The 17503-nt window shown below is 72.3% G+C and carries 10 protein-coding genes; all 10 read left to right on the top strand.

Annotation, left to right across the window (positions count from 1 at the left end):
- Positions 1–26: 26 nt before the first annotated feature.
- The 10 genes from ACTWQF_RS26040 to ACTWQF_RS25995 all read left to right on the top strand — a co-directional run bounded on the left by ACTWQF_RS26040 (position 27) and on the right by ACTWQF_RS25995 (position 17501).
- Positions 27–2393, top strand: a complete 2367-nt coding sequence (locus tag ACTWQF_RS26040; protein ID WP_443282120.1) for an ABC transporter permease — start codon at positions 27–29, stop codon at positions 2391–2393.
- Positions 2394–2671: 278 nt separating this feature from the next.
- Positions 2672–3652: a pentapeptide repeat-containing protein gene (locus ACTWQF_RS26035; RefSeq protein ID WP_443282119.1), complete on the top strand. Its 981-nt coding sequence runs from the start codon at positions 2672–2674 to the stop codon at positions 3650–3652.
- A 376-nt stretch (positions 3653–4028) separates the two neighbouring features.
- Complete coding sequence (locus tag ACTWQF_RS26030) at positions 4029–5780, top strand: tetratricopeptide repeat protein (protein ID WP_443282118.1); 1752 nt, start codon at positions 4029–4031, stop codon at positions 5778–5780.
- Positions 5781–6107: 327 nt separating this feature from the next.
- Positions 6108–7838: a thiopeptide-type bacteriocin biosynthesis protein gene (locus ACTWQF_RS26025; RefSeq protein ID WP_443282117.1), complete on the top strand. Its 1731-nt coding sequence runs from the start codon at positions 6108–6110 to the stop codon at positions 7836–7838.
- A gap of 20 nt (positions 7839–7858) precedes the next feature.
- Positions 7859–9226 (top strand): lanthionine synthetase LanC family protein, encoded by a 1368-nt coding sequence (locus tag ACTWQF_RS26020; RefSeq protein ID WP_443282116.1) that lies wholly within the window; start codon positions 7859–7861, stop codon positions 9224–9226.
- Between the two features lie 230 nt (positions 9227–9456).
- Positions 9457–11283, top strand: a complete 1827-nt coding sequence (locus tag ACTWQF_RS26015) for a glycoside hydrolase family 15 protein (protein ID WP_443282115.1) — start codon at positions 9457–9459, stop codon at positions 11281–11283.
- A gap of 258 nt (positions 11284–11541) precedes the next feature.
- Positions 11542–13404 (top strand): fatty acyl-AMP ligase, encoded by a 1863-nt coding sequence (locus ACTWQF_RS26010; RefSeq protein WP_443282114.1) that lies wholly within the window; start codon positions 11542–11544, stop codon positions 13402–13404.
- Positions 13401–15302 carry an acyl-CoA dehydrogenase family protein gene (locus ACTWQF_RS26005; protein WP_443282113.1) on the top strand — a complete coding sequence of 634 codons (1902 nt, stop codon included), beginning with the start codon at positions 13401–13403 and terminating at the stop codon, positions 15300–15302. Before ACTWQF_RS26010 ends, ACTWQF_RS26005 begins: the two co-directional genes overlap by 4 nt.
- Positions 15296–17128 carry an acyl-CoA dehydrogenase family protein gene (locus tag ACTWQF_RS26000; protein ID WP_443282112.1) on the top strand — a complete coding sequence of 611 codons (1833 nt, stop codon included), beginning with the start codon at positions 15296–15298 and terminating at the stop codon, positions 17126–17128. The genes ACTWQF_RS26005 and ACTWQF_RS26000 overlap by 7 nt, the downstream gene beginning before the upstream one ends.
- 34 nt (positions 17129–17162) lie before the next feature.
- A complete protein-coding gene (locus ACTWQF_RS25995; protein WP_443282111.1) occupies positions 17163–17501 on the top strand; it encodes an acyl carrier protein in 339 nt (112 codons plus the stop codon).
- Positions 17502–17503 lie beyond the last annotated feature (2 nt).

Here is a 17503-nt window from a genome sequence, read left to right as displayed (position 1 = left end):
GCTGGCCGGCGTTTCTGGGATCGTTCGTGGCCGTAGCGCTCGGTGTCACCGTGGTGACGATGAGCGCGCTGATGCTGCTTTCCGGCGGCACCGCAGTGCCCGAACGTCTGGCCGGCGCACCCGTGTTGGTGCGGGCGCCCGCAGGGGAGCAGGTGGGAGGCCAGTTCGCGGAGCCGCCGCCGTGGGCGCCGGGACACGCGACAGAGCTGGGACGAAAGCTGGCCAGACTCAAGGGGGTGCGCGCGGCCGTCGCCGACCGCTCCTTCTATGCCCAACTGCCGGGTAGGGAGCAGGAAAAGGGGGAGCGGCAGGGTCACGGCTGGTCCTCGGCAGCCCTCGCCTCGTATGGCCTGCACGACGGGCGGGCGCCGACGAAACCCGACCACATCGCCCTCGACCGCAGCTACGGGCACCAGCCCGGAGACCGGGTCACGGTACTCACCGCCGACGGTCCCCACCGATTCATCGTCTCCGGCACGCTGGACGGACCCGGCTACTACGTCACCGACGCGCGTGCGGCAGCGCTTGCAGGCGGAGTTCGCGTCTTCGGACTCACCCTCGAGCCCGGCACATCCGCCGCGGACGTGGTGGATGCTGCCGAGCGGGCTGTAGCAGGCACGGCCGGGGGAGGCGAGGTCCTCGCCGGGAAGGACCGTGACGCCCTGGCGCGGCAGCAGGACGAGATGACCCGGTGGATCGGTGCACAGGTGCTCACCGCCATGGCCGCGCTCTCGGCCTTCGTGACCGTCTTCATCGTCTCTTCGACGTTCGCGTTCAGTGTGGCGCAGCGGCGCCGCGAGTTCGGGCTGCTGCGGATCACCGGGGCCACCCCGAAGCAGGTGCGCCGCACGGTCTGCGCCGAGGCGATAACCGTAGGGATGCTCGGAGCCGCCGTGGGGGCGGTGGTGGGGTCGGCCGTTGCACCCTCGGTTGCCGGAGTACTGGTGGACGCGGGTCTGCAGCCGCAGGGCTTCGCGGTGCACTCCCGCTGGTGGGTGCCGTGTGCCGCCCTGGTGCTGGGAAGTGTTGTGGCGCTGGTGGGGGCGTGGTCGGCTGCACGGCGCGCGGCACGGGTCGCACCGATGGAGGCGATGCGGGAAGCGGCCGTCGATGAGCGCCCCATGACCCGAAGGCGATGGGTGGCTGGACTGGTGGTGACGGCGCTGGGAGCGGCCTGCGCGGTGGGAACGGCCTTCGCCGACAGCGACACCATGGTGCTGCTCGGACTGGGAACGGCAGCGGGGCTGACCGCTGGGCTCGCCCTGCTGATACCTGCACTGGTACGGCCCGTCGTCGGAGCGCTCACCCGCCCGCTGGCAGGCCGTCCGGGGGCGACGTCACTGCTCGTACGGGAGAACATGCGAGCAGCGGTGCGCCGCACCTCTGCCACCGTGGCTCCGGTATTGGCCACCGTGACGTTCGCCGTGCTCATCACCAGCACGGTGCAGACGACGGAGACCGCCGACACCGACCGGCAGGCTGCCACTGTGCGGGCGCGCACCGCACTGGCGCCTGCGGGCACCCCGGGCCTCAGCGACGCGGCGACAGCGACAGCCGGCGTGACCCGCAACGCGATGCTGAGCACCACCGTCTATGGAGGACGCGGGCAGGTGGCGCTCACGGCGACCGGGGTGGGTGGGGGCTTTGCGAGGTTGTACGGCCACCACGTGCCACCGATGGACAGTGTCGTGGTAACCGAGTCTGTGGCTGCCGCGCACGGCTGGCGACAGGGGCGGAGTGCGATCCTCACCTTCGAGGACGGCCGCAAGGAGCGGCTGCGGGTGGCGGCGGTGCTGGGCGACGGGGAGGTGCCGTATCAACTGGTGCTTCCACGTGCAGTGGTGCGGGCACACGATCCGTCGGCTCTCGCGGACGTCGCCTACCGCACGGGCGAGGACGCATTGCCGCAGCTCGGCGGTGCACTGGGGGCCCGCGAAGTCTCGGTGCAGCGCTATGCCTCTTCGACCGAGGCCCAAGAAGACCGGCTGGTGTGGATATTCACGCTGATGCTGGTGGCAATGACTGCGGGGTACACCGCCATAGCCGTGGCCTCCACCTTGCTGACGGCCACCGCGGACAGAGCCCGGGACCTGCGGATCCTGCGGCTCTCGGGGGCAACGTCCGGGCAGGCGTTGCGGGCGGTCGCGGGGGAGACGGTGTGCGCTGTTGCGTTGGGAGCCGTGCTGGGCATGGTCGTGGTCATACCCGCGCTGCTGGGGATGGTCCATGGGCTGCGGGAGAGCCTGGGCGTCCCGGTGGAGGCGGTGGTCGCCTGGCCGTGGGTGGCGGGTTCCGTGGGTGGCTGCCTGGTGCTGGGTCTGGTGGCGAGCGTCGTTCCGGCATACAGCCTGTTGCGGGGCCCGGCGGGAAGGCCGGGGGCGCGTATGGGATAGCCCGATATGCCGGTGACGAAGCCCGTCCGTTCCACCGGCCTCGCGAGGGCCTTCGCCCGATATTCGTCGGGGTTGGCCTTCGTCGAAGGGGCGCGTTCGTCGGAGCCTTTGTGGGGGCGGGTCCCGGTTGGGGGCGCCCCCGTGGGGAGTCTCGGTGGGGGCGGGGTCGGCGTCTTGGTGGAGCAGGTGTCCTGGGTGGAGCGGAGGGAGGAATTGGCGAGTATGGGCGCCGCTTGATGAGGGCGGGGGTGACTTCCGGGGCGGGTTAGGTTGGGAGGGTGAGTGAGACGAGCGGGCAGGGGAGCGCGGAGCGGTTGCGGGCCGACTGCGGGAGCTGTGCGGGACTGTGCTGTGTGGCGTTGCCCTTCACCGCGTCGGCGGACTTCGCTGTCGACAAATCGGCTGGAAAGCGATGCGCGAACCTGACCGCGGAGAATCGGTGCTCGATCCATGCGCGGCTGCGGGAGAGCGGGTTCACCGGCTGCTCGGTCTTCGACTGCTACGGGGCCGGGCAGCGGGTGACCGCGCGGGAGGGGCTGGCGCCGGGACCGGAGATGTTCGAGGTCTTCCGGGTGACGAGGCAGCTACACGAGTTGCTGTGGTTGCTGACGGAGGCCGAAGCTGCGGGGTACGACAGGGAGGCTGGCCTCTTGATCGCGGAGATCGATGCGTTGGTCGAGGGCGATGCCGATGTACTGCGAGGCGTGGGGGTGGACGCGTGGCGGGGGCGTGTTGGGCCGGTGCTGGAGCGGGTCAGCGAGCGGGTACGGAGCGGCCTGGGCGGGCGTGATCTGCGGCGAGCCGATCTGATGGGAGCCCGGCTGCGGGGCGAGCGGCTGCGCGGGGCCACTTTGCGGGGAGCGCTACTGATTGCCGCGGACCTGCGTGGTGCGGATCTGCGTCAGGTGGACTTCCTCGGGGCGGACCTGCGTGATACCGATCTGCGGGGTGCCGATCTGTCGGGGTCGCTCTTTCTGACCCAGCCGCAATTGAATGCCGCCCGCGGTGATGCGACCACCACCGTGCCCGACACGCTGACCCGCCCCGCCCACTGGCTGCCCGGCACTCCCCCCGGGCAGCATGAGGCCCCGCGGCAGGTGCGGGGTATGCCGCGTGGGAAGGCCACCGCGGGCGGCGGTGGCGGCGTCGGCGGGAGGAACGGCAATGAGCAGCGCACCGGGCGTGGAGGACGCGGCAAATGGAACGGGGGAGCGGCTCGCCGCAACGGCACCGGCCGACCCGGACGCCCCGCCGAGTGAGGAGCCCGCGCCGAACGGACCGGCGCTGAAGGAGCCTGCCAAGGATCGGCCGGCTTCCGAAGAGCCTGCCGGGGACGGTCCGGCCTCCGCGGAGCCTGCCGGGGACGGGTCGGTCCTGAAAGAGCTTGCCGGGGATAGGTCGGCCTTGGAAGAGCTTGCCGGGGACGGTCCGGCCTCCGCGGAGCTTGCCGGGGACGGGTCGGTCCTGGAAGAGCCTGCCGGGATGGGGCTGGCTGGGGGCTCGGCGTGCGGGGCGTCGGCGAGTGGCGGGGCTGGCGCGGGCTCGGGGGAGGGGGCTGCTGGCAGGGCCGCGCCGGGCGGGAGGGCGAGGGCCGGGCGGGGTGGCTGTCGGCAGCGGGACCGGCACGGGCTGGAGATGAGTGGGCTCGGCAGCGGCGACGGCGGTGCGGAGGCAGCGGCGTGGTACGAGAGCGCGGTCGACTCGCTGCTGTTCTTCCGGGGTGATGTTGCCGAGTCCGTCGGTGCGATGCGTCGGGTGGCGCCGGGGGCGCCGCTGGGCCAGGTGTTCGCCGCGTATCTGGGGCTGCTCGGTACCGAGCAGAGCCAGGCGGCAGCTGCGGGTGAGGAGTTCGCGCGCTTCCGTGCCGAGGCGGATCACACCAACTTCACCGAGCGCGAGCGGGCGCACCTGTGTGCGGCGTCCGTCTGGCTCGGCGGCGACATCGAGCGGGCCGGTGCGCTGTTGCGCGAGATCAACGTCAGCTGGCCGCAGGACGCTCTGGCGCTGGCGGTAGGGCACCAGATCGACTTCTTCACCGGGAATGCCGCATCGCTGCGTGATCGGATCGCCGGGGCGCTGACGGCCTGGGACGATGAGGATCCGCACTATGGTCCGCTTCTGGGTATGTTCGGCTTCGGTCTGGAGGAGTCGGGGCACTATGCCCGGGCGGAACAGATGGCATCGGCCGCTGTGGAGCGGCAGCCGGGCGACGTATGGGGCATTCACGCAGTCGTACACACCCTGGAGATGCAGGGGCGCTTTGCGGAGGGCATCCGCTATCTCGACGCTCGTACGCGGGACTGGGGCGCCAACAACATGATGGCTGTGCACAACTGGTGGCACTACGCCCTCTATGCGCTGGAGTCAGGCGATACGGGCCGCGTGCTGGAGATCTATGACGCCGTGCACGATCCCGCCTCTTCCGCGGGCCTGGCTCTCGAACTGCTGGACGCGGCCGCGCTGTTGTGGCGGCTCTACCTGGATGGAGAGGAGGCCCGGCGGGCTGTCGGTGACCGTTGGGGCCCGCTGGCCGATGCCTGGGCGGCACGCGGGGACGGTCCCCACTATGCCTTCAACGACACCCATGCCGTCATGGCATATCTCGGTGCCGGTCGGGTGCGGGAGGCCGAGGCGCTGGTGGCCGACCGTACGGAGTGGGCGGAGCGTCCGCATCCGGGTGTCACCAACCACACCATGACGGCGGAGGTCGGATTGCCGGTCTCCCGGGCGTTGATCGCCTTCGCGCGGGGGCGGTACGAGGAGGCCGTCGATCTGTTGCTGCCGGTGCGCGGGCGGCTCCATACGTTCGGCGGCAGCCATGCACAGCGGGATGCGGTGGAGCGCACGCTGGTCGAGGCGGCGCTGCGGGCACGCCGGTTCGAGCTGGCCCGCACCCTGCTGAGCGAACGCCTCAATCTGCGCCCCACCAGCCCCTACAACTGGCTCGGCCAGGCCCGTCTCGCCGACGAGTTGGGCAGAGCGGCGCTGGCCGCCACCGCCCGTGCAAGGGCCACCGATCTGGCCGCCCCGGGCAAGGGCGCGCTGGCCGGTGCCGCCGCCCCGGCGGAAACCCTCGCCTTGGCGGAGTCCGTCGCCCCCACGGAGAGTGTCGCTTCTGCGGAGTCCCTCGCTCCCGCCGAGTCCCTCGCTTCCGGGCGATCTCCCGCTTCCGCCGAGTCCCTCGCTTCGGCGGGATCTCCCGCTTCCGCGGAGTCCGTCGCTTCCGGGGGATCCCTCGCTCCCGCGGAGTCCCTCGCTTCCGCGGAGTCCCTCGCTTCCGCGGGATCTCCCGCTCCCGCGGAGTCCGTCGCTCCCGCGGAGTCCTCCGCTCCGCCGGAGACCTTCGTCTCGGCGGAGACTCTTACCCAAAGGACCTCGGCAGACTGACAGCAGCTCCCGACGCCTGCCCCCGGCCCCCGGCCCCCGGCCCCACGACCCCTCCGCTCTCCGGGAATTCCCCTCCCGTGCCGTCATACGTGGCGCACCGCTTGCGGGTTCGGCGCCTGCTGCCTGGTGGCAGTGCTCCGGCGTACAACTGCCGGTTATATGAAGAGAGGTGGTCGGTCGTTCGATGGTCGGAAAGGCGGGCAAGTCCCTTTTGTGAAGTGATTGCGGCAGCGTAATCACCGGCGAAAGGGGCTGGAATTGCCCGATGCTTGGTATTTGCTGCGCCCGCCGCATTCCCGGTCTGCCGTGGGGGGACGGTTGCGGGAGATGCGCTCGCGTGGTCGGGCGGCTCTGTCGGTGGGCGTCGCCGCCGGACTCGCCGCCGCGCGGGATTCGAGGGCAGAGGCGCCCTGGGCGCAGGTCAATCTGGCTGTGGAGCAGGAGGAGCGGGCCCGCGCGCATTTCTGTGCGGAACTGGGCATGGTGGCACGCGAATTCCTCGGCGCGGATCGAGCGCGGAACTTCTTCTTCATGCACAAGGAAGCCGGAATGCGGGTGCGCTTTCAGGCGTCCGTTGCGGACGGCGCCGCACCGTTGCGCGCCGCGTTGCTGCGTCGGCTCGCCCGGTGCGAGGGTGCGCGGACGCGGCCGGTGTGCGTGGTGTACGAGCCTGAGCAGTATCTCTTCGGCGGTCCGGCGTCGATGGCGTACGTGCACGACCTGTTCACCCTCGATTCCTTTGCCTGGCTGGATCACCATGTCGCGCACGCGGGCTGCGAGGGGCAGTTGACGGCCTGGCGGCAGTCGCTGTTGCTGCTGCGGGAGCTCTTCGGCGGGCTGGGTATCGTCGGCTGGGAGCACCGTGGGGTGTGGCACGCCCTGAGCCGCGAGGCCGGGCGCGGGCTGAGAGGCGCGGCGGCGGGCGTCGATCCGGCGGCACGGCAGCAGGCCGCCGCGGCCATCGTCGCGTACTGGCGCGCATCCCGCGAAGAGGCGCTGCTCGCCTTCCCCGAGAAGCGTCGCCCCGCACTGAACCGGCACGCCGAGGCGGTCCGTCAGGCGGCAACCCGCTGGCGACAGGGGTACTTCGAAGCAGGCGAGGCAACAGTAGGGCCGCGCACGGCCGTCGCCTATTTCACCGTCTGCCACTGGAACCGAGGCCGACTGTCCCTCGCTCGCCAGGGCCTGCTGACCGACGTGCTGGCATCCGAGGGGGGGTTCCCCATGCGGGCACGCCGACCCGGCGCTGACATCGCCGTCACGAGGCGCGAACGAGGCCACCCGGCATCCGCGGGCCCACCCGACCCTGCGACGAGCGCGGCGCCGCGCAAGTCGGCCGCGGGTGCGCCGGTGTTGCGCGGGGCGGCAATTGGAGGGATGCTGCCCGATTCCTCGGCGGAGTCCCTCGGCTCGGCGGGACCTACCGACTGGTCGGTTCGGGTAAGGCGCAGCCTGATCGCGGATGCCGACGGGGTACGGCTCCTGCCTGTGCACCACGCCACCTGTGCGCCCGCGCCGCCGTACGACCGGCTGCTGCGGCTGCTGACCTCCGCCGGGCACCCGCCCACCGTGCGGATGGTGCGGCTGGACGGGCTCGCCGGGGCGTTCCCCGCAGCGGCGCGGGTGCCGCGGCTGACGGTCGGCGGGCTGTTGATGGTCAGCCTCGCGCAGTGGCGGCTGCCCCGCGCCGCGCTGTGGCGGCCCACGGACCCGGAGCCCGCCGAGTTGGCGGCGTTCGCCGCGCTACGGCGGTCGGCCGGGCTGCCCGGTTCGGCCATGTGCGCACCCGCCCGGGCGCCAAGCCGCTGCCCCATCGATCTCGCGGCGCTGCCCGGGCCGTCGGAAGCCGCCGAACCGCTCGGCGTGGCCTCCCAGTTGCTGCTGCGCCTGCCGTACGACCGTACTGCCGAAGAGCTCGCAGAACGCGCTGCTGCCGCCTGGTGCGGCGCGGCAACCGGCCTCCCCGGCGCCCGTCCGTACTCCCACAGCGGCGGTGCGCCGGGGCGGACACCACATCAACGGCGACGGACGCCACATCAACAGCGAACAGGACAGTGAACAGAAAGGAGGGGCCTGCCATGACGCAGCACACTCTCACCGATGCCGGGATCCGTACGGTGGCCCTACGGGTCGCCGTCGCCGCGCTCGACCGATGGGCCGACCGCGCCAGACAGGCCGCGGTGCGGCGGCCGCCTGACGTATCCGTCGGCGTGCCGCCCGAACTGGCCGGTGATCCCGGAATCCCCGTACTGGCGCGGCAGGTGGCCGAGGCCGGAGGTGCCGAGGCGGCGGCGGTCGCGGCCCGCGCCTGCGCCGTTTGGGCCCGTGCGGCGGGACGCGGACCGGGCCACCGCGGGTTGTACGACGGCGGGCTCGCGGGGACGCTCGTGGGGCTGCGGCAGTGTGCCGTACTGCACCCGGCGCTGCATCCGGTCGCCGACCGGCTGCGGGACCGGCTGCTGGACCGGCCCGTCAGCGGCCAAGTGCCGTACGGAGCGGTCACCTTCCCCGACTACGACCTGATCCTCGGCCCCTCCGGCGTCCTCCTCGCGCTGACCGGAGACCTGCCCCAAGCGAGGAGTACGCGGGACAGGGCGGCCGGGGCGCGAAGCACATCGGCCGGGACGGACGACACGAGGCGCGCGCCCAAGGGGTTCGGTAAAGGGCTGGCCGAGGGCGTTCCGAACGGGAGTGCCCCTGGCGAGGCGGGGCTGGCCGCGTACGCCGAGCACCTCGCCGCCCTCTGCGACGCTGCCCAACTGCCCGGCCTCCGCACCCACTACCCCGACCATCCGCTGCTGGGCCGGCTGCACGGGCGTGTTAACACCGGTATGGGGCACGGGGTCGCAGGCGTCACGGTGGCGCTCAGCGCGGCCGTACGGCGGCTGGGTCCGCGTCCCGAACTGACCGCCGCGCTCGGTCACACCTGCCGCTGGCTGGTGGGCGAGTCCTTCGACGACGCGCGGGACATCCGCTCCTGGAACGGCTGCGGGCCCGACGGAGCGCCCCGGCTGCCCGGCGCGAACGCGCGCCAAGGGTGGTGTTACGGCACCCCCGGTGTCTCCTGGGCGCTGTGGGAGGCGGCCGATGTGCTCGAGGACGGGGCGGCGTCCAGCTGGGCGGCGTCCGCTTTCACCTCGCTGGCCGAAGGCTTCCACGAGGGCTATCACCTCTTCGGGGACCATCCCGGCGACCGGCTCGGCCTGTGCCACGGTGCTGCGGGCGTGCTGGCGATCGCCGACGCGCTGCACTGCCACGGCCGGCTGCCCGCCGCCACACAGCTGCGGGGCCGGTTGCTGGTCCATCTCGTCGCGCACGAGGACGAGTTGGCGGCACTCGCCGAGGAACGGTACGGGCTGCTGGGCGGCGCGGGCGGTGTCCTCGCCGCCATGCTGACAGCCACCGGCGGCAGCCGCACGTGGCTGTCCTGCCTGGGGCTTCGCTGAGCACGTACCCCGCATGGGGGCTGCGCTTGCCCACCCTGCGCCCCTGGCGCAGACTGCCCAAGCTTCGCGGAGAGGGGCGTGCCCCGAAGGGGCGCGGGGAACTGCGCGACCAGCCACAATCGCGCCGCAGCCTGCGGACGTCGGACAGGGGCACACGCGACCCAGCCAGCCTCTAGCGGGTCTCCACAGCAGCAGCCTGTGCTGGTGGCCGGTGCTTTCGGGGAGGCCGAGTGGCGACGCTCATAGAAGACTACGCGCTGATCGGGGACATGCAGACGGCCGCACTGGTCGCCAGGGACGGCTCGGTGGACTGGTTGTGCCTGCCGCGCTTCGACTCACCCGCGGTCTTCGCGGGCCTCCTCGGCACCGACGAGCACGGGTTCTGGCGGCTGGCCCCAGCCGCCCGCGGACCGGCCCCGAAAGCAGCGGCGCGGCGCCGCTACCGGGGCGACTCGCTCGTGCTGGAGTCCGAGTGGGACACGCCCGAGGGCACCGTACGGGTCATCGACTTCATGCCGCCGCGCCGGAACGCGGCACCGTGCCTGGTGCGGATCGTGGAGGGCGTCTCCGGGCGGGTGCGGATGAGCTCCGCGCTGCGGATGCGGTTCAGCTACGGACGCGTCGTGCCGTGGGTACGGCGGGAGGGCGGACGGCGCGGCACCGGCCTGGCGGACCGTACCGTGGCCGTCGCGGGGCCGGACTCGCTGTGGCTGGACACCGACGCCGAGACGTACGGCAGCGACCTGACCACTCACGCCGACTTCACCGTCGCCGCGGGCCGGCGGGTGACGCTCACCCTCAGCTGGCAGCCCTCGCACCTGGCCGCGCCGCCCCGGCCCGACGCGGAAGAACTGCTGTGCGGCACCGAGCGGTTCTGGTACGGCTGGACCGCTCAGTGCAGCTACACCGGGCGCTGGCGGGAGGCCGTCGTCCGCTCCCTCATCACCCTCAAGGCCCTCACCTATGCGCCCACCGGCGGCATCGTCGCCGCGCCCACCACCTCGCTGCCCGAGGAACTCGGCGGGGTACGCAACTGGGACTACCGCTACACCTGGCTGCGGGACGCCGCCATCACGCTGGGCGCGCTGCTGCGCACCGGGTACCGCGAGGAGGCCCGGCGCTGGCGCGAGTGGCTGCTGCGGGCGGTGGCCGGTGACGCGCAGAACCTCCAGATCATGTACGGCGTCGCCGGTGAGCGGGAGCTCGCCGAGTCCGAACTGGCCTGGCTGCCCGGGTATGAGGGCTCCCGGCCGGTACGCATCGGCAACGGCGCCGCCGACCAGCTCCAGCTGGACGTGTACGGCGAAGTGATCGACGCGCTGTGGCTCGGCCAGACCTCCGGGCTGACGCCCGACGCCCGCGACGACAGCACGCACATCCTCCAGATGAAGCTCATGAACTACCTGGAGTCCAACTGGCGCGAGCCTGATGAGGGCATCTGGGAAGTCCGCGGGCCCAGGCGGCACTTCACCCACTCCAAGGTGATGACGTGGGTGGCCGCCGACCGTACGGTGCGCCGGCTCTCCCGGCTCGGCCTGGAGGGGCCCGTCGCGCGGTGGCGTGCCCTGCGGGACGACGTACATCGTGAGGTGTGCGCCAAGGGGTACGACGCGGACCGCAACACCTTCACCCAGTCCTACGGTTCGCGCGAACTGGACGCCTCGCTGCTGCTGATACCGCAGGTGGGCTTTCTGCCGCCGGACGATCCGCGGGTTGTCGGCACGGTGGAGGCGGTGCAGCGGGAGCTGTGCGAGGACGGTTTCGTACGGCGCTACCCCGTCACCGGCGAGGGGGACGGGCTCCCCGGTGGGGAGGGCGTCTTCCTCGCCTGCTCCTTCTGGCTGGCGCACGACCTCGCCCTCATCGGCCGCCCCGCCGAGGGCCGCCGGCTCTTCGAACGTCTGTTGGCTCTCCGCAACGACGTGGGCCTCCTCGCGGAGGAGTTCGACACCGCGCGCCAACGGCTGGTCGGCAACTTTCCGCAGGCCTTCAGCCATGTCCCCCTCATCGACGCCGCGTTGCGCCTCGGCGGGCCCGTCGAAGAACGTGAGGGCTGACGCCGTCGGCATGGCAGCGCCGCTTTAAAGCCGTCCACGAGTGGGCCCACTCACGCTGGGGGCCAAGTCGGCTACCCCGGGAGGCACTGTGTGGCGTGCGGCGTTGGCAGCGGTGTGGAGGGCCCTCTCCACGTACGGAATGCTCTGGGTGGTCCCGCATTTCGATGTGAGGGAGAAGCAGGCGGCGGCCCCCGATCCGCAAGGATCCACGGTGAATGAAGGGGGACTTGAGGGGGTCGAGTCAAGCTCTGGCCAGAGATGACACGTTCGCGTGTCTTCTGGAAAGGCCCGCCCGTCGGGCGGGCCGCCAACGGGGCTATGGGGGCGATGATGGCTGTGCCCAGGAACTTCTCGGAACTCGCACTGCGGAGAATCCACGAGCGGCCCGAAGCGACCGCTTACCAGTTCGTACGGGCAGGCCGCGACGACCGGCTCGAAGCCGACTCCCTCAGCTACGGCGACCTGGGCACCCGCTCCCTCCAGCTGGCCGCCTGGCTCCAGGAGCGCGGCTGTCACGGGCAGCGGGTGCTGATCCTGCACACCGACGGCGCGCAGTTCGTCATCAGCTTCCTCGGCTGCCTGTTGGCCGGCGCCGTTGCCGTCCCGGCGCCGCCGCCCAGCGGCGCCCGGCAGAACGTGGAGCGCGTCGGGAACATCATCAAGGACGCCGCCGTCAGCTATCTGATGACGGACTCGGCGAACGCCTCCGCCGTCTCCCAACTGCTGGCCACCATCGGTCACTCCGACGTCGTCTGCCTTGCCACCGACCGGGCGACGGGCGCGGCCGGCGGACCGGAGTGGCACGAGCCCGGACTCTTGCCGGACGACGTCGCCTATCTGCAGTACACCTCCGGATCGGTCAGCGATCCCAAGGGCGTCATGGTGACGCACCGCAACATGCTCGCCAACCAGGAGGCCATCCGGCAGGGGATGCGTACGACGGGCGACTCGGTGGTCGGCGGCTGGCTGCCGTTCCACCACGACATGGGTCTGGCGGGCCATCTGCTGCACCCGTTGTGGCTGGGCAGCAGGGGCGTGCTCATGCCGCCGATCAGCTTCGTCAAGCGCCCGGTCAACTGGCTGCGCATGGTCGACAGCTACGGCATCACCACGGGCGGCGGCCCGAACCTCGGCTACGACCTGTGTCTGCGCCGCGTCACCGACGAGCAGCTGAGCGGGCTGGACCTCTCCCGCTGGACGACGGCCGTCAACGGGGCCGAGCCGGTGCGGGCCGAGACGATGGACGCGTTCGCCGAGCGGTTCGCACCCGCCGGGTTCCGCCGCTCGGCGTTCTATCCGTGCTACGGGCTGGCCGAGGCGACCCTGCTGGTCTCCGGGGGGACTCCCGGCTGCCCCGCGCTGGAGCGCACCGTCGACTCGGGCGACCTGGAGCGCCACTCCCTGTGCGAGGCGCGGCCGGGCAGACCGGGCCGCACCCTGGTCAGTTCGGGCATCCCGCGCGGCTGCGAGGTGCGGATCGTCGACCCGGAGAGCCACGCGCAGCTGCCGGACGGGCGGGTCGGCGAGGTGTGGGTGCGCGGGGACAGCGTGGCGCACGGCTACTGGAACCGGCCGCTGGACAACGCGCACGCCTTCCGCGCCACCACTGCCGACGGCACCGAGGGTTTCCTGCGTACGGGGGATCTGGGCGTGCTGGACGGCGGGGAGCTGTTCGTCACCGGACGGCTCAAGGACATCATGATCGTCGCCGGGCGCAATCTGTACCCGCAGGACATCGAGCGCAGCGTGCAGCAGGTCAGCGCGCTCTTCGGCTCCAGTGCCGCGTTCTCCGTGGAGTCGGACCGGGACCATGTGGTGGTCGTGCAGGAGGTACGCACCAGCCGCAACTACGACACCCGGCTGGCGTCGCTGGCGGCGGATGTGCAGCAGTGCGTGGCCCGGGAGTTCGAGGTGGCCGCCGAGAACGTACTGCTGGTGCGCCCCGGCACCGTGCGCAGGACCACCAGCGGCAAGCTGCAGCGCCGCGCCATGCGGCAGATGTTCCTGGAGGGGCAGATCCAGCCGCTGCACGAGGTGATAGCGCCCGAGGTGCGCAAGCTGGTCGACGCCGGGGCCGACGCCCGCGCAGGCAGCCGCCGCGGCGCGGGGGAGCGACGATGACGGTGCTGCGCGGGCGGCGTACGCGGCAGGGGCCCGAGCCGGCCCCAACCCGGGAGCCGGCCTCCGCGCCGGTCACCCGGGAACCGGCTTCGGCGCCCGTGGCGCGGGAACCGGCTTCGGCGTCCGTCGCGCGGTGGCCGCTGGCCGAACGGCTGGACGCCTGGCTCGGTGACCCCCACAGCACCGGCCCGTTCGGTTACGCCACCGCGGCCCGCGAGGACGCCGCCGAGGAGTTCCCCTCAGACGCTTGCGCCGCGCTCGACGAACTGGGCGTCCAGCACTACTACGTGCCGGCGCAGTACGGCGGCACCCTCACCTGTCTGCCGCAGTTGCTGGAGCTGATCCGCACCCTCGCCCGGCGGGATCTGACGACGGCGGTGGGGCACGGCAAGACCTTTCTGGGTGCCGTGTGCATCTGGGTCGCCGAGGAGGGCGCGGGCGCGGCGCGGCTGGCCGATCTGGTGCGCGCGGGGGAGCCCGTCTCGCTGGGGCTGACCGAACGCGCCCACGGCAGCGATCTGATGGCCGGCGAGGTCGTCGCCGAGCCGACGCCCGACGGCTACCGCATCACCGGCGAGAAGTGGCTCATCAACAACGCCACCCGCGGCCGGCTCGTCTGTCTGCTGGCCCGTACGGCGCCGGAGGGCGGGCCGCGCGGCTTCAGCCTGCTGCTCGTCGACAAGGCGGAGCTGCCGGCCGGCACCTTCCGCACCCTGCCCAAGGTGCCCACACTCGGCATCCGGGGCGCCGACATCAGCGGCCTCGCCTTCGACGGGGCACCGGTGGGCCGCGAGTGCCTGGTGGGGCGGGAGGGTGAGGGCCCGGAAACCGTGCTGAAGGCGCTCCAGATCACCCGCTCGCTGTGTACGGCGCTCTCGCTGGGTGCCGCCGACCACGGGCTGCGGCTCGCCCACGGGTTCGCCGCCGAGCGGGAGCTGTACGGGCGGCGGATGCTGGATCTGCCGCTGGTGCGGCGGACGCTGGCGGAGTGTTACGGCGACCTGCTGGCCGCCGAGGCGGTCAGCGCGGTCGCGGCGCGCAGCATCCACACGCTCCCGGGCGAGCTGAGTGTCACCTCGGCCGTCGCCAAATATCTGGTGCCCACCCTGGTGGACCGGATGCTGCTGCGGCTGCGCGGGGTGCTGGGGGCGCGCGCGTTCCTCAGCGACTACCACGCGCACGGGCGCTTCCAGAAGCTGGAGCGCGACCACCGCATCGTCGGCATCTTCGACGGCAACACGATGGTGAACCTGTACGCGCTCACCGCCCAGTTCCGCACGCTGGACCGCGAGTTCACCGCACCGGACCCGCATTCGGACCGGCATTCGGACCGGCAGTCGGACTGGGAGACCGACACCTTCTCCCTCGTACGCGCGCTGCCGGATCTGCGGCCTGACCGGCTGAGCCTGCTGGCCCGGCGCGGCAGCAGGCTGATGGCCTCGCTGCCCGTGAACACGGCGGCTCTCGAACGTGCTGCGGCCGGTGATGTGCGGCTGGCGGCCGCGGCGCGGTCGGCACACACCCTGACGGCAGCCTGCGGCGAGTTGCATGCCCGGATGGGCGCTGCCCGGCTGGTGCCGGGCGGGGCGCCCGCCGAAAGCTTCGAGCTGGCGCGCGGCTACAGCGCCTGCTTCGCCGCGGCCTGCGCGCTGGGGCTGTGGCGGCACAACAGCCAGCCGTCGCCGCTGTGGCTCCAGGCGGTGCTGGACCGGCTCTCGAGCGCCCTGGAGGAGGCTGTACCCGGCAGCACCGGGCCGTTGCCGCGGCCCTGGGGGGTGGAGGAGGAGGCGCGGGAGCCGCTGTATGAGCGGCTGCTGGAACGGATGGCAGCACAGTACGCGGCGGGGGAGCTGTTCTCCCTGCTCCCGTGCCGCATAGCAGAGGGACCACCATGCTGACGCCGACCGAGGGTACAGAGGGCACCGGGGCCGAAGAAGAGCTCCGTGTCCAGCATCGGATCGCCGACCTGGAGCGCCGCTTCGGCGATCCGTCCGACCCGGACAACCCGCTGGGCCTCACGGCGCTGCTGGCCGCCGACGAGCGGGGCGAGCTGCTCGCCGAGGCGGAGGACGTACTGACCGACTTCCAGCTGAACGCCGAGTTCGTCCCGCGGGAGTGGGGCGGCAGGCTGGAGCGGGTGGACACCATGGGCCGGGTGCTGCGGGCCGTCTTCCGCAGGGACGCCAGCCTGGGGCTCGGGTACGGCGCCACCTCCTTCCTCGCCGCGATCGCCGTATGGGCGGCCGGCACCGAGGAGCAGCGGCGGCGGGTGGCCGAACTGCTGCTGGGCGGCGGACGGCTGGCCATCGCGTACCACGAGCTGGCGCACGGCAACGACTTCGTACGAAACGAGTTCCGTGCGACCCCCACCGCCGACGGCGGGTTTCTGCTCGACGGCGTCAAGCAGGTCATCAACAACGTCGTCCGTGCCGAGGCGCTGGTCCTCTTCAGCCGTACCGACGACGCCGCGGGCAGCCGCAGCCACTCCGTGCTGCTGGTGGAGAAGGACCGGCTGCCGGACGGGCATCTGCGCTATCTTGCGCGCTACGCCACCGTGGGGGTACGCGGCTGCCAGAACGCCGGTATCGAGTTCACCGGCTGCCCGGTGGCGGGCGACGCGCTCGTCGGCGAGCTGGGTGACGGTGTCGAACTGGCGCTGCGCTCCTTCCAGATCACCCGCAGCGTCGTACCGTCGATGATCCTGGGCGGGGGCGACACCGCGCTGCGGACCGCCGTGAGCTTCGCGCTGAACCGGCAGCTGTACCACCGCTCGGTGCTGGAGATCCCACACGCCCGTGCCACCCTCGTCGGCGCCTTCACCGATCTGCTGATCTGCGACTGCCTGGCGCTGGCCGCCACCCGCGCCGTCCACCTGCTGCCCGCCGAGACGAGCGTGTACGCGGCGGCCGTGAAGTATCTGCTGCCCAAGCTGCTGACGGAGACCACCTACGACCTGTCCGTCGTGCTGGGGGCCAACTTCTATGTGCGCGGCGGCGAGTACGGCGCCTTCCAGAAGCACGTGAGGGACCTGCCGATGATCAGCCTGGGGCACGCGGGCACCGCGGCCTGCCAGGCGACGATCATCCCGCAGCTGCCCCGGCTGGCCCGCACCGCGTGGTTCACCGGCCCGCCGGCACCGGACGGGCTCTTCCGGATCCGCGACCCGCTGCCGCCCCTGGACCCCGCACGGCTGGAGCTGGTGGCGACGGCGGACGGGCTGGCCTGCTCGCTGGCGGGAGCCGCCGAGGAACTGGCGGGCGAGGGCGGCACGGAGGCCGGTGCCCGCACCGGCGCGGGACTCCGCGCCCGCACCGGCGAATACGGCGAGGCGCTGGTCGCGCTGGCCGGCGAGCTGGAGGCGGAGCTGCGCGGCCTCCAGGAGGAGTGCGCCGCCATGCCCGCCAAGGACCGCACCGTACTGGCCAGCCCCCGCGCCTACGCGGGCGCCGACCGCTACGCACTGCTGCTGGCGGCGGCGGCCTGCCTGGGGGTGTGGCGCAACCAGCACCGGTCCGCGGATGAGCACGAGGGGCACGCCGCCTCCACGGACTTCCTCGCCTCTCCGGTGTGGCTGACCATCGCCCTCACCCGGATCGCCAAGCGGCTCGGCCGCCCGCTGCCCAAGCTGCCCACAGGCTGGGAGGAACACCTGCTGGACGAGGTGCTGTCGCGGTACCACGAGGCCCGCAGCTACGACCTGTACGACACTCCGCTCGCCGGCTGAGGAGCAGGACGAGGAGCAGGACGAGGAGCATGCCATGGTGCCGCAACCGATCGGAGCCCACGTTCCCGACCCGCCAGGGGCGCAACCGGCGTTGGGAGAGCGCGAGTTCGCGCGCTGGCTGACCGCCCGGCTGGCGGAGTTCCTGAACCGGTCGGCGGAGGACATCGACCCGCGCACGCCGTTCGCGGAGTACGGGCTGGACTCCGTCGCCGCGCTGAGCCTCTACGGCGACATCGAGGACGAGTTCGCGCTCTACCTGGAGCCGACCGTCGCCTGGGACCACCCCACCGTCGAGGCACTGGCCCGCTGCCTCGCCGACGAGTACGCGCGTAGCGGCGGCAACGCACGCGCCGACGGATCCGCGGAGGTGTGACG

It is taken from the genome of Streptomyces sp. 8N114 (genome assembly GCF_052245835.1).
In the GTDB taxonomy this organism is placed as follows: Bacteria; Actinomycetota; Actinomycetes; order Streptomycetales; family Streptomycetaceae; genus Streptomyces.
This window is presented reverse-complemented; position numbering and strand designations above follow the sequence as displayed.

Coding starts and splice junctions, on each gene's coding strand:
- ACTWQF_RS26030 (WP_443282118.1), top strand. CDS start 4,029: ATGAGTGGGCTCGGCAGCGGCGACGGCGGTGCGGAGGCAGCGGCGTGG.
- ACTWQF_RS26025 (WP_443282117.1), top strand. CDS start 6,108: ATGCGCTCGCGTGGTCGGGCGGCTCTGTCGGTGGGCGTCGCCGCCGGA.
- ACTWQF_RS26005 (WP_443282113.1), top strand. CDS start 13,401: ATGACGGTGCTGCGCGGGCGGCGTACGCGGCAGGGGCCCGAGCCGGCC.
- ACTWQF_RS26000 (WP_443282112.1), top strand. CDS start 15,296: ATGCTGACGCCGACCGAGGGTACAGAGGGCACCGGGGCCGAAGAAGAG.
- ACTWQF_RS26010 (WP_443282114.1), top strand. CDS start 11,542: ATGACACGTTCGCGTGTCTTCTGGAAAGGCCCGCCCGTCGGGCGGGCC.
- ACTWQF_RS26020 (WP_443282116.1), top strand. CDS start 7,859: ATGACGCAGCACACTCTCACCGATGCCGGGATCCGTACGGTGGCCCTA.
- ACTWQF_RS25995 (WP_443282111.1), top strand. CDS start 17,163: ATGGTGCCGCAACCGATCGGAGCCCACGTTCCCGACCCGCCAGGGGCG.